Below are 13,156 nucleotides of genomic sequence, written 5' to 3'. Positions count from 1 at the left end.
TGGTAAGTTACTACATTGTGTTAGGTTTACCGGTAGATTAATTGGAGGTGGTGTACTGAAAGAAACTGTAGTACTAGCAGTTGCATTGGCAACACAGCCAGGTTTATTGACAATGACTGTATAGGTACCAGGTTGAGTAACTGTGATAGATTGTGTATTTCCTGGTATAGGTCCACCAGGTACAGATGACCATTGATAGCTTGTGGCATTTTCAATTGTTGCTGTTAAAATAGCTTGAGCACCAGGACAAATAACTTGAGGGGCTACTGATAGTTGACAAACAATATTACAATCTGTTCCACCTGCGCCAGGTTGTCCAGCATTAGTTTGCGTGACAGTAATGTTACCAGCTTGACCACTAAAATTGGTTAATAAAACAACATAAACATCCCCAACAACTGCATTCAATATACCGAAATCTTCTACCGCTGCTGGAGAATAACTACAGCTCCCACTGGTTGTCGGATTTAAGAAGGTTGGACCACAATAGGGAAAAGGCTGTGTTGTGTCGATAGGTCCAGGAAATGGACCCCAAATAATATAATCTACATCAATTGGATTACCACCATTAGAAATTTGACTTATTTCAAAATCAATTGTTCCTGCTGAACCAATTTGCATAAAAAACCATGCTGGGTTGGGTTGACTAGCCAAACATTCATAATCAATCCCAGCTTCAGCTGTTGTTCCAGTAGAATTAGGAAAAGTTAATGTGGAACCACCAGCACAAAACGCAGCACTTGATGCGCAATTAGCCCCTTGAGAAAAAGCAAAATTAATCGTTAATAAATTTAATAATATTAAATAAATGTAGATGTGTTTCATGTGGATTGTAATTTAAGGAGCGAAATTTACATAATTTTAAGAAATAATAAAGTTAAAATTGAATTATTTTTAAATATTTGGTGCATTAAGTAGAGATTGATTATTATTATTTATATTTGTGTTTTAAAAATTAAACCCCAATTAATATTGAATTAATGACAAATAACCATACATCAGTCGATGAATTAGGAGAAAATCATATTGCAACAAATGCTAAAAACCCTCTTAGAAATGATGCTTTCGAATTATCAGATGATAAGAAGATTGAACTGATTAAAAAAGACGTTGAAAATATTCTAAACACGCTTGGGATGGATTTGACTGACGACAGTTTAAAAGGCACTCCAAATAGAGTAGCAAAAATGTTTGTTAAAGAAATTTTCGGAGGATTGAATCCTAATAAAAAACCTAACTCTTCTACTTTTAAAAACAACTACAAATATGGTGAAATGTTGGTGGAAAAAAATATAACACTCTATTCTACTTGTGAGCATCATCTGTTACCGATTGTGGGTAGAGCTCATGTTGCTTACATTTCAAATGGTACTGTTGTTGGACTTTCAAAAATGAATAGAATTGTTGATTATTTTGCCAAAAGACCTCAAGTGCAAGAACGATTAACGATGCAAATAGTTCAAGAATTGCAAAAAGTTTTGAATACTGATGATGTTGCTTGTGTTATTGATGCAAAACATCTTTGTGTGAATTCCAGGGGGATACGTGATATTGATAGTAGTACTATTACTTCTGAATTTGGTGGAAAATTCAAAGAAGAAAATACACGCAATGAATTCCTAAATTACATTCGATTGGAAACTAAATTTTAATAGCCCGACCTATCTGCCGACAGGCAGGTTGCAGTGAAAATCCTCTTTATGTCAGTTCGAGTTTGCAAATCAAGTATCGATAACAACTAAAAAGATTGAAACGAAAAGCAGGAAAAAACTGCTGGCAGGCAGGGCTCAAAAATAAAAAAAAATGCAACTTTACCAGAATAATACGCTAATACTATACAATTCCCTCTCGGGTAAAAAAGAACTATTCAAATCGGTTCATGAAGGCAATGTAGGCATGTATGTTTGTGGGCCAACAGTTTATAGCAATGTTCACCTTGGTAATGTGCGAACGTTCATGTCATTTGATATGATTTTTAGATACCTATTGCATTTAGGGTATAAAGTGCGCTATGTTCGAAACATTACCGATGTAGGACATATTGTGGATGATGTCGATGACGGTGAAGATAAAATTGCCAAAAAAGCACGTGTGGAGCAATTGGAACCTATGGAAATTGTGCAACGCTATACCGTTGATTTTCATGATGTTTTAAATCAATTCAATTTTTTACCGCCAAGTATTGAACCCACTGCAACTGGACATATTATAGAACAAATTGAAATTGTAAAACAAATTATTGACAAAGGATTTGCCTATGAGACCAACGGCTCTGTTTATTTTGATGTAGTGAAATTTAATAAAACCAACCACTATGGTAAATTAAGCGGTAGAAACATTGAAGAAATGTTAGCCAATACGCGTGATACCGATGGACAAAGTGATAAAAAAAATGCCCAAGATTTTGCCCTTTGGAAAAAAGCCGAACCAGAGCATATCATGCGTTGGCCTTCACCATGGGGAATTGGTTTTCCTGGATGGCATTTAGAATGTACTGCTATGAGTACTAAATATCTTGGTGAGACTTTTGACATTCACGGTGGTGGAATGGATTTGAAATTCCCACATCATGAATGTGAAATTGCTCAAAATGAAGCATGTACTGGTCATAGTCCAGTCAATTATTGGATGCATGCCAATATGCTGACGTTAAATGGTAAAAAAATGTCAAAATCTACTGGAAACAATATCATTCCAAGTGAAATATACTCTGGTGGGAGTCCATTTTTAAGCAAAGCTTTTTCGCCTAACGTAGCTCGTTTCTTTATGATGCAAGCCCATTACAGAAGCATACTCGATTTTACCAACGACGGAATTATAGCAGCCGAAAAGGGCTTTAACCGATTGATGGAAGGTTTGGCTATTTTAAATAATTTACAACCCAATACTGCATCAACTATTGACATTGCGTCATGGAAACAAAACTGTTATGACGCAATGAATGACGATTTTAATTCGCCTATTTTGATTGCCAATCTATTTGAAGGAATTCGATTTGTGAATTTGATAAACGATGAAAAAGAAACCTTGAATGCTGATGATTTGAAAACACTTTCGGAGACATTACATACTTTTACATTTGATGTAATCGGAATAAAAAATGAAAAAGTAACTGCCAATAATTCAGATAAATTGGATGGTGTGGTTGAAATGCTTATCAAAATGAGAGATGAAGCGCGTGCCAATAAAAATTTCTCTTTATCAGACCAAATTCGTGATAAACTATTTGCATTAGGCATTCAATTGAAAGACGGAAAAGAAGGAACAAGTTTCAGTATACAATAAAGATTATGGTAAAGAAAATCGTAATAGCACCACTCCTATTGCTAATTTATTTTTATAAAATTATACTTTCGCCTTTAATGCCATCGACTTGTAGATTTCAGCCGACTTGCTCTAGTTATTTTATTGAAGCATTGAAAATACATGGCCTATTTTTGGGAACCTATCTTGGAACAAAAAGAATAGCACGTTGTCATCCTTGGGGAAAAAATGGATATGATCCTGTTCCTGAAAAAAAATGCTCCCACTAAAGAATTCTTAATTTTTATATCACTTTTTGTTACAAATAGCTATTTTTACATTTAAACTTAAAAAAAACTCGTTATGATTTGGAATCCATCAGAAGGAATAAATATAGGTTTCTTTACTATCCGATATTACAGCTTGATGTTTGTAATTGCTTTTGGTTTGGGCTGGTATATCATGAAGCACATTTTCAAAAAAGAAAATGAGCCCATTGAAAAACTGGACACCTTATTCATTTGGACAGTAGTTGCCACTTTACTTGGGGCGCGACTTGGTCATGTGTTTTTTTACGATTGGGAATATTACCAAAATAATCCATCAGAAATTTTATTACCCTTTCGATTTAATCCTGAATTTGAATTTACAGGATTTCAGGGTTTAGCCAGTCATGGGGCGGCAATTGGTATTATTATAGCCATGTATTTTTACAGTACCAAAGTGATCAAACGACCAATGCTTTGGGTTTTGGACAGAGTTGTAATTCCTGTAGCAAGTGGCGCTGTATTTGTTAGAATTGGTAATTTCTTTAATTCAGAAATCTATGGACATGTTACGTCTAAAGATAATTTTTATGGGGTAAAATTTGTCAGAGAAGATGAATTTTGGAATAGTCATAGTTTATCACAAATTACAAATACCGTCAATAAAAATGATGCTTTTAATCTTATTCAAAATGACCCAAAATTTGCGGATATTTTAAATCAGATACCTTACAGACACCCAGCACAATTGTATGAAGCGGGTTTATACATATTCGTTTTCTTGATACTTTTCTTTTTATATTGGAAAACAGAAACAGCCGAAAAACACGGATTGTTATTTGGCTATTTCTTAATCCTACTTTGGTCAGTGCGATTTGTAGTTGAATATGTAAAAGTAAGTCAAGGTGGCATTGAAGAAACTTTCGGTTTGTTTAGCACAGGCCAATGGCTGAGTGTGCCTTTTATTTTGGTGGGAATTTATTATTTGTTCGTAGCTGAAAAACCGTTTGAGGATACTTTTTATAATTAAGACGGTTTAAAATAAAAGTCCCCATTAAATTGGCTTTATTTATTATTTGCCTATATTTATTCTAATACCCATAGTATGACTGGTAAATTCTGGAGCATACATGCTTTCAATAGTTGTTATTCCATTTGAAAAATCACCTTTATTGTTTACTCTTATGTCATATTCAATTACATAAGTTCCTTTATTTATTTTGTCAAAGAAGAAATGGGTTGCAGCATCTTTGGTGCTTTTATAGTAACCTATCGAATTCATCCATTCATATTTGGAGAGAACATCAACGGGTTCAAAACAGGAAGCTCGCATGTCTTTTAAATGAACATATTCCATGTCTTCTTTGGTCTCAATTACTAATCTTACGGTTACTAAATCTCCTATTTTTAGAGTATTCTTCGAATTGATTTTTTCATATATCTGACCTTCATTGGTATTTTTCTTTATATACAATTCTTTTGAAATACTCATTACACTTTTGTCACTTGTTTTTATTTTGTCTAAATCTTCAAAATATTGCCAATAAATCCCACCATAATTAGTCACTTTTGAATTGTTTTCAATAGAAATATTGGCCATGTCATTATTGATTTCATTTGCTTTCCAGTTCATTTTAAGATACCCAGTTGTTGCTTCTTTTTCGTTTTCTAATAATTTAGCTGTTAGCATTTTTTCGTTTCCTATTTTTATTTTAGCATTGTCTTTTATTGATAACCAATCTGTTCCTTTTAAAAGTAATGCATAAATAGCTTCCGTAGTTGCTTTGGTAGTTGACCAGTTTTTGGTTTGTTTATTTTTTAAAAGCCAAACCTTCATTTCGTCAACTGATTTGTTGTCGTCGGCAATTTCAGAAAACGCTTCTATTAATAATGCTTGGGTTTCTATTGGAGATTGGTACCAATACCAACCCGTTTTATTTTCTACCCAATACATTCCCCAATCTTCGTTGTTTGAAGCTTTTTCTTTTAAGCTTTCAAGAATTTTAGTTGCCGTTTTCTTATCGCCAAAACGATTTAAAATCAATACTGCTAATCCTTTGTTATAAAGAGAGTAAGTTAACCAATTGGTTTTAATACTTTCTAATTGTTTAACCGAAATGGCTTTTATTTTTTCGTTCATAGGAAAATTTTCCAAATAAAAAGAACGCATGTAGAGGTAATGCAAATCGGCGTTTTGTGTATTCCAAATTTTGTATTCTTTTGAAATAGAGTTACTGTCAAAATATTTTGTGTCCAAAAATGAAATTGCATTTTTTGTAATCTCAGCAAAGTTATTAATTGTTTCTTTTTTTACCTTTAATTTTTGAAGATGTCCCAATCCTGTTATGATGTGTCTGGTGATGTATTCATTTTCATTTCCACCTTCAAACCAAGCAAAACCACCAGAAGGTTTTTGCTTTTCTTTTAACTTTTTAAGAATGGTTTCCGAATTGGATTTCAATTTTTCCAAATCAAAAAGCAAAGCGATATTCTTTTTCTTTTCTTCTTCACTTTGTGCATCTTGTAGCCAAGGTGTTTCGGCTAAAAGCAACGATTTCAACTCTTCATTTTGCTCCAATTTTGAAATAGGTTTACCCGATTTTCTCCATTGTTCAAAGACTTCAGCAATTTTTGGATTACTGTTGATTAACTCCGAAGCCAATACATTAGAATAATATTTTGAGAATAATTGCTCGGAACAATCGTGTTCATATTCCATCAAATAGGGCAACGATTGAATGGCTAACCAAGTTGGATTGCTTGTGTATTCCAATGTAAACAAATGATTGCGCAGTGTTGTTGATGTGTTGTCCTTTAGATTATTGAGAATATACTCTTTTTTACTATTTTCTCTTATCCAAATGGGAATGGTTTCAGTAACTAATTGAGTGTTGGTAAGTACTGGTAAGATGCTTTCTTCCCCATCTGAATAGTTACCAGCTTTGGCAATTACTTTGTATTGCAATCCTTGTAATGCTTCGGGAATATATATTTTCCAATTCACAGTAGTATTTCCAGATGGTGTAATGGTAAAGTTGCGAATGGCATTAGTATTCATCGTTTTGGCATCGATAGTTTCCATAGTCACAGCATCAAAAAGTTGTAATACTGCGATACCGGTTTTGAGTTCGGTAGTTAAATTTGCTACTTTTGCCTAAATAACAATAGTATCTTTTTCTCTTAAAAATCTTGGCATATTAGGAAAAACCATCAACTCTTTTTGGGTAACGACACTTTTTTCTAAATAGCTCGAAATTGCTTTTTTAGTATGAGCCAATAGTCTAAATTTCCATTCGGTTAGTTCTTCGGGAGAATTGAATGTGAAATTGATTTTTCCTTCTTTGTCGGTTCGTAATTGTGGAAAAAAGAAAGCGGTTTCTTTCCTGTTGGTTCGCGTTTTTACTTGGGTTAAATCGTTTACTGCTTTTTTGGAAGTAATAACAATTACTCCATTGACTCCTCTTGAACCATAAATTGCTGTTGCAGCTTCATCTTTAAGCACTTTTACATCTGCCATGTCTGAGGGATTTAATTTCAAAAATCCCTCACTTGTAAGTGGAATGCCATCAACTACATAAAGTGGTTCTTTGCCAGCAGTTATTGAACCTATGCCACGAATAATTACTGAACTTGTTGCTCCTGGCTGTCCAGAGCTTGAAGCAATATTCAAACCTGCCACTTGCCCTTGTAAAGTACTCATCAACGAAGCGTTTGGACGGTTTTCAATAGTAGCTGCACTTACAGTTGTTTGTGCTGCAACTGTATTACTTTTTTTGGTTGTTCTATATCCTTCAACTACAACTTCCTCTAATCGTGCGCCATTATCCTCAAGTGTGATATTGATTTCCTTTGTATTTACCACTACTCTTTTAGTCTCGTAACCTACAAAAGAAAAGAAGAGAACTTCTCCATTGGCTACTTCAATTTCGTAATAGCCATCAAAGTCAGCTTGAGTACTTCTGTTTGTTCCTTTTACTGCAACATTTGCTCCTGGTAAAGCTCCTGTCCTGTCATAAACTATTCCAGTAACTAATTTAGAATTTGCAGGTTTTTTGGCTTTCTTAGTAATTTGCCTTTTGTATTCTTTAAGAATACTTGGGTTATCGGTGTTATTGATATCAAATCCAAACCACATTAAACGAGTGTATTCATTTTGGTAGGCAACTCTTTTGTTTCCATAGTTGGGGAAATGTACATAAAGATAGTTCTTTTCATAACTCAGTTGGGATTTTCCATAATAGCGATGATAAATTGAAGTAGTGTTTTCCAAACCATTCCAGTTTTTAGTTTTAAACTGATCTAATGAAGCGTCATACATCGAAGCCAAAACTTCGGCTTCGGCTCTTTGATTGTTTTCTTTTAATTTGAATGACCAATTTTCTTCTTTCCCTGGTTCCAATTTGTTTCTAAAACTATCTATTTCAAAACTGATTTTGTTACTTTCTTCTTTTAAAGAAATAATAATCTCTGATTTAAAATATTGATTTTCAAATACAGTTTCAACAGTGAACTTGAATTCATCATGAATTTCTTTTGAAATTGGAATAATAATTTCCTGTTGGTGGTTTTTTAGAATACTGTTTTCCTCATAAAAAAAAGCATTTCCAGAACTGGCAATACAAGAAAGAAACAATTCAGGCACGGCTGATGTAATCTTAATTTTGGCAAAACCATCTTTTAGAGGATTGTCATTTATTTGTTCAATAGAAATCAAACTATTTTCGGGAATAGCATTCGTTTTCTTTTGAAACAGCTGAAATCTAGAGGAAGTTTCTATTGGATTATTGAATTTATCCTTAGCTGAAAAAACTACTTTGTAATACCCCGACTTGTAATTTGTGATAAAGTCTAATGCCAAAGATTTATCTTTGGAAGTGTCTACTTTTTTGGTAGAAACTAATTCGCCTTTTGCATTTTCATCCAATGGCTTTTCGTTGTTTTCATAAGGAAACAATTTCTCAAAATCGGAAGCGGAAATAGTTTGAAGTTCTGGTTTTTCAAAAACTCTATTTTTAAATTTGTTGCTGAATTCCTTTAGAAAATATACTTTTATTTCTCCTTCAACAGGGACAAATTGTGCATTAAGATTTGTACTGTTTAGAACAATATTTTTTATCTCATTTGACTTAATTACATTAGGAACATTTGCTTCGAGTTTTATAGTGTGATAACCCACATTTACTGTAGTGGTTGCTGAGTGTGTTTCGCCATTATTATCTGTAATATCTGCAGTGATTTTATAACTAAAAACGGGTAGGTTTTCTTTTGGAAATCCTGCTGTGGGAATGGCATCAAATTCTACAATAAAATTACCGTCAACATCTGTTTTTGTTTCCGATGAAATAAGGGTTTTTGTATTATCTGACCAACGATTTTTCCAATTATAATGAGCATTTCTTACAACACGATAAATAACTTTTGCATCCGAAATTTTACTTCCAGCAAAAGCTTTTGCAGCTCCTTTTACAACTACTTTTTGATTGACAGTATAGGTTTCGGTTACGGGTTCAAATTTGGCTTCAAATTTTGGTCTTTTATATTCTTCCACACTAAAAGAGGCATTTGTATCTCTCATTTCACCATTGTCCCAAATGGGATGTTCCTCCTTTACACTATCATACATAGCGTCTTTTTCATAATCATCTGGTTCATCTATATTTATTTCGTATTCTCCTGTCAAACTATTTTTCGGAATTACAAATTCTCCAACAAAAGAACCATATTCGTTAGTAGTAACTTCAAATGATTTAATATCATTATTGTTTGGGTCTTCTATAGTAATTTTTACTAAAAAGTTGGGCAGTATTGATTGTTTATCATTTAACGTTTGGGTTGCAATTCCTTTGTAGAAAACCGTTTGCCCTGGTCTGTAAATAGCTCTGTCAAGATAAAATTCTACTTTGGCTTTTGTTTCATCTTTGTCATCATCAGTATTGTAATAATTACTTTTTCCTTCTACTTGTAGCGTGTCCTTTTCATGAATAATAATTACTTTTTTATAGTAAAAATCATAGCGCTTATTTTTCAAATCTAATTTTATCTCGGCTATTCCATTTTTGTTAGTTTTTACCTCAAAATCATCACTTTTTATTGTAGAGTTGGCTAATGGTTTTCCATTTTTCCTGTCAAGGGTTTGAAAAAACAACTTGTCCTCCTTTTGGTAGTTCAATATAGTAGTATTGGATACAGTCATTTTTTTATAGACTATTTTCGGCTTGAATTCGATGTTGCCTAAATCTTCGATAAACAACAAATAATGTCCTAATTCTAGCTCTGGAAGTAATAACTCTGTACTGTAATTAAAATAGTCTTTTGGGTTTGGAAGAATGTATTTCTTGGTGATGTAAGTTTTATTTTTTAGTTTAAAACTCCGTGCAATACTATCGTTGGCAAAATCTGTATAGAAATCTAAACTTGTTATTTTATAAAAAGAAATTTGTACTGAGTCGATGTTTTTAAAATTGATATATGCCCTAATTTTTTCTTTTTCATAAGTAAATTTCAACATTTGTACATTCAATTCTATAGCTGTAATTTCATCTTTAAAGACTTGAGCATTTTTACTAGTATTTGATTTGTTTTGAATAGAAATGATACTATCAAGAATCGCCACTGCTTTACTATTGTAATCTTTATATTTTTCCTTTGATGCTAATTCATTATAAATTTTTGCCTTTTCATATTGAATTTTTTGTATCAAAAAAGCATCTTTTGACTTGTCTTGAAATTTGTTTAAAACGGAAATAAAGTTTTCATTTTTCTTGATGATATAGTTATTACAGAATAATAATCTGTCCATTTCCATTTCTGATGGTGACGTTTTTGGGTCGGCTTTTTGGAATAAATTGAGTACTTTTAGTATTGACTTGTTTTGAATACTATCAAGCTTTAAAGCACGAAATTCTTGGTTACTACCCAGTAATGCCTTCGTATATTCCTGATTATTAAAATTAACAATTTCCCATTTGTTGGCTTTTTGTATATAGTAATCAATATTGGCTTGAATTAAATAATCATACAAAGAAGTTGCATTAAAAGTATCAATTGAGAAGAAATCAAAAATTGGTTCAAAGTCTTTAACAGGTGTTTTTTTTAATACTTCTTCATCCATCAACGTATTTGAGTAAGCATCGTCTATTTGATTTTCAAAATCATTGATGTTCCAAGTAATAAAATCTTTACTATCTATAGAATCTAACTTTGTGCGCTTATAAAAATTGTTTCTGTTCCAGTCTAAATATGATTTTAGACATCTAGCATATATTAAGTTTAATATTGCTTTTGAAGTAATTGGTGCTATAGCAATTTTATTTTGAAGATCGTAAATAATTTTTCTTTGAGCATCTTCTTCCAAAGTCAACATATATTTCGATTTGTAGAAAAATGTTTTTATGAGCTGTACTTCATCTTTATTTTTTGTGGCTTTGGATTGTATTTTCTGAACAATTTCGTTGGCTGACTTTATTTTTCCTTCATTTTCAAGTTGAATTACCCTATCCCAATTTCGATCAAAGTCCTGAGAAAAACCAAAGCAAAAAATAAACAATAATAAAAAGGTGAATATGTTCTTCATAATAACGCTTGATTTTATGGTAAAAAGTTTAATTCAAAATATAAAATAGTTTGAAAAAAATTTAAATAAAATCTAAGGTAGTATTTTTTTAAGAAACAAAATAAAAACTTTAGGAGATGTAAAAATAATAACCCCAATTTGATTTTTCTATTCCTCCTCTCCTTCCCCAGTATGCGACTTGGCATAATTGCGCCACTTTTCAATACAAGCTGCCATGTCTTGGGGCAGTTCAGTATCAAAACGCATAAACTCTTTGGTAGTAGGATGCACAAAACCCAATGTTTTGGCATGTAATGCTTGTCTTGGTAAGCTTTTAAAACAATTATCGATAAACTGTTTGTATTTGGTAAACGTAGTGCCTTTCAAAATCAAATCGCCACCATATCGAGCGTCATTAAACAAGGTATGACCTATGTGTTTCATGTGTACCCTAATCTGGTGTGTTCGTCCTGTTTCCAGTTGGCAAGAAACCAAAGTAACATAACCAAATCGCTCCAACACTTTATAATGGGTAACAGCATGTTTTCCTATTTCTGGATCGGCAAAAACCGCCATTTGCATTCGGTCCTTTACATGTCTTGCAATGTTGCCTTCAATGGTGCCTTGCTCCTCTTTTACATTGCCCCAAACCAACGCTATATATTCGCGCTCGGTAGTTTTATCTTCGAACTGCTTGGCCAAATGGGTCATGGCAGCTTCGGTTTTGGCAATAACCAAAAGTCCTGTGGTATCTTTATCTATGCGATGCACTAAACCTGGTCTTTCGCTAGAATTCATCGGTAGATTTTCAAAATGAAATGCCAGTGCATTGACCAAAGTTCCTGTATAATTACCATGTCCTGGATGGACCACTAATCCTGCTGGCTTATTGATAACCAACACAGCGGCATCTTCATACACAATATCGAGTGGAATATCTTCGGGATCAATTCTATTTTCAAATGGCGGATGGGTCAACATCACGCGAACCACATCAAACGGTTTTACTCTGTAATTGGATTTTACGGGAACATCATTCACCCAAATATTGCCCTTTTCGGCAGCTTGTTGAAGTTTGTTCCGTGTGGCATTTTCGACTAACGACATTAAGAATTTATCCACTCGCAACAACGATTGTCCTTTGGTAGAAACAAACCGGTGATGCTCAAAAAATTCTTCTTCTATATCGGGAATTTCTTCGTTAGGGCTCATTGACTGGAATAATATCAGTTGTATCAACCGCAGTTGAATCTATAGTCTCTTCGTAAGTAATTTTTCCATCACCCAACACTAAATCTATTTTGGAGGATTTTAAAACTTTGTCTCCGGCTTTCAATTTCTTACCATTCATGCGCATTTCCAGCACCATGTCTTTTCCTAAATAGGGCTTATAAGTAATTGTTCCTTCTAGTAAACCAACAGCTTCCAAGGTTGGCACTGCTTGTCTATAGGTTTTCTCAATTAAATCAGGAACTGAGACCATGGTATAAGTCGAAGCGTTTATTTTGATGTAAATTTTTCTTCCTTCTTTTACTTTTGAACCTGCTTTTGGTTCTTGTTCAACAACTGTCAGCTTAGGAAACTCAGGTCTAAAATCAACCGTATCTAGAATTGTGTAATCCAAATCGATTGCATTAAGCTTTTCTTCGGCTTGTTCTGCCGAAAGTTTACTCAAATCGGGAACTGTAATTTCCTGTCCGTGATGTGTTGTGTAAGTAATCCAATGAAAAAACAAATACGCCAATGTAGCAAAAATACCCAAGGCAAGAAGCATTTGGGCAAAGAAAACCCGACTGGTTAAATAGTTGCGTAAACTCATAGAAAATTTTATTTGAGCAAAGATATAAAAAACATAAAGGTATTTGGTTTGAAATTGTCATCAATGTAGTTATGAATTTTGATAAATCTTGTTTATGACAATTACACATCGCCAAAAAAATAATAAACGCTAACATGTGAAAAAAAATGATAATTTTGTGATTACTAAAACTTAACTAAATGAATGTAGCTGTAGTAATGGGCGGATATTCGGATGAATCTGTAATATCATTACGTAGTGGTCAATTAATTCTAAATCATCTCGACAAAATAAAAT

9 protein-coding genes are annotated in these 13,156 nt (G+C 33.1%); 4 read left to right on the top strand and 5 right to left on the bottom strand.

All coding sequences use genetic code 11. The features are described 5' to 3' along the window. A partial coding sequence (locus ACK5ON_RS04175) for a PKD domain-containing protein (RefSeq protein WP_409820180.1) occupies nt 1-825 on the bottom strand: 825 nt, incomplete at its 3' end. Between the two features lie 155 nt (nt 826-980). Here ACK5ON_RS04175 and folE point away from each other — a divergent pair. The 4 genes from folE (at nt 981) to lgt (ending at nt 4,539) form a co-directional block, all read left to right on the top strand. After that, the gene (gene folE / locus ACK5ON_RS04170; RefSeq protein ID WP_396176129.1) at nt 981-1,652 is read left to right on the top strand and encodes a GTP cyclohydrolase I FolE; all 672 of its coding nucleotides are present in this window, start codon (nt 981-983) and stop codon (nt 1,650-1,652) included. A 151-nt stretch (nt 1,653-1,803) separates the two neighbouring features. Then, entirely contained in the window at nt 1,804-3,285 is a 1,482-nt protein-coding gene (gene cysS, locus ACK5ON_RS04165) for a cysteine--tRNA ligase (protein WP_409820176.1), read from the top strand. 5 nt (nt 3,286-3,290) lie between these two features. Then, nucleotides 3,291-3,533: a membrane protein insertion efficiency factor YidD gene (yidD, locus tag ACK5ON_RS04160; protein ID WP_396176133.1), complete on the top strand. Its 243-nt coding sequence runs from the start codon at nt 3,291-3,293 to the stop codon at nt 3,531-3,533. A gap of 73 nt (nt 3,534-3,606) precedes the next feature. Beyond that, nucleotides 3,607-4,539, top strand: coding sequence for a prolipoprotein diacylglyceryl transferase (gene lgt / locus ACK5ON_RS04155; protein WP_409820172.1), 933 nt, complete (start codon nt 3,607-3,609; stop codon nt 4,537-4,539). A 42-nt stretch (nt 4,540-4,581) separates the two neighbouring features. Here lgt and ACK5ON_RS04150 read toward each other — a convergent pair whose 3' ends face one another. From ACK5ON_RS04150 to ACK5ON_RS04135, 4 genes are all read right to left on the bottom strand, one after another. Next, the gene (locus tag ACK5ON_RS04150) at nt 4,582-6,591 is read right to left on the bottom strand and encodes a hypothetical protein (RefSeq protein ID WP_409820169.1); all 2,010 of its coding nucleotides are present in this window, start codon (nt 6,589-6,591) and stop codon (nt 4,582-4,584) included. Nucleotides 6,592-6,663: 72 nt separating this feature from the next. Continuing rightward, nucleotides 6,664-11,082, bottom strand: a complete 4,419-nt coding sequence (locus tag ACK5ON_RS04145; protein WP_409820166.1) for an MG2 domain-containing protein — start codon at nt 11,080-11,082, stop codon at nt 6,664-6,666. Nucleotides 11,083-11,229: 147 nt separating this feature from the next. Beyond that, complete coding sequence (locus ACK5ON_RS04140; protein WP_409820163.1) at nt 11,230-12,273, bottom strand: RluA family pseudouridine synthase; 1,044 nt, start codon at nt 12,271-12,273, stop codon at nt 11,230-11,232. Beyond that, nucleotides 12,263-12,880 carry a PASTA domain-containing protein gene (locus tag ACK5ON_RS04135; protein ID WP_409820160.1) on the bottom strand — a complete coding sequence of 206 codons (618 nt, stop codon included), beginning with the start codon at nt 12,878-12,880 and terminating at the stop codon, nt 12,263-12,265. The genes ACK5ON_RS04140 and ACK5ON_RS04135 overlap by 11 nt, the downstream gene beginning before the upstream one ends. Between the last annotated feature and the right edge of the window lie 276 nt (nt 12,881-13,156).

Source organism: Flavobacterium sp. (assembly GCF_046317795.1).
Classification (GTDB): Bacteria; Bacteroidota; Bacteroidia; order Flavobacteriales; family Flavobacteriaceae; genus Flavobacterium.
This window is presented reverse-complemented; position numbering and strand designations above follow the sequence as displayed.

Coding starts and splice junctions, on each gene's coding strand:
- ACK5ON_RS04140 (WP_409820163.1), bottom strand. CDS start 12,273: ATGAGCCCTAACGAAGAAATTCCCGATATAGAAGAAGAATTTTTTGAG.
- folE (WP_396176129.1), top strand. CDS start 981: ATGACAAATAACCATACATCAGTCGATGAATTAGGAGAAAATCATATT.
- ACK5ON_RS04145 (WP_409820166.1), bottom strand. CDS start 11,082: ATGAAGAACATATTCACCTTTTTATTATTGTTTATTTTTTGCTTTGGT.
- cysS (WP_409820176.1), top strand. CDS start 1,804: ATGCAACTTTACCAGAATAATACGCTAATACTATACAATTCCCTCTCG.
- ACK5ON_RS04135 (WP_409820160.1), bottom strand. CDS start 12,880: ATGAGTTTACGCAACTATTTAACCAGTCGGGTTTTCTTTGCCCAAATG.
- ACK5ON_RS04150 (WP_409820169.1), bottom strand. CDS start 6,591: ATGGAAACTATCGATGCCAAAACGATGAATACTAATGCCATTCGCAAC.
- lgt (WP_409820172.1), top strand. CDS start 3,607: ATGATTTGGAATCCATCAGAAGGAATAAATATAGGTTTCTTTACTATC.
- yidD (WP_396176133.1), top strand. CDS start 3,291: ATGGTAAAGAAAATCGTAATAGCACCACTCCTATTGCTAATTTATTTT.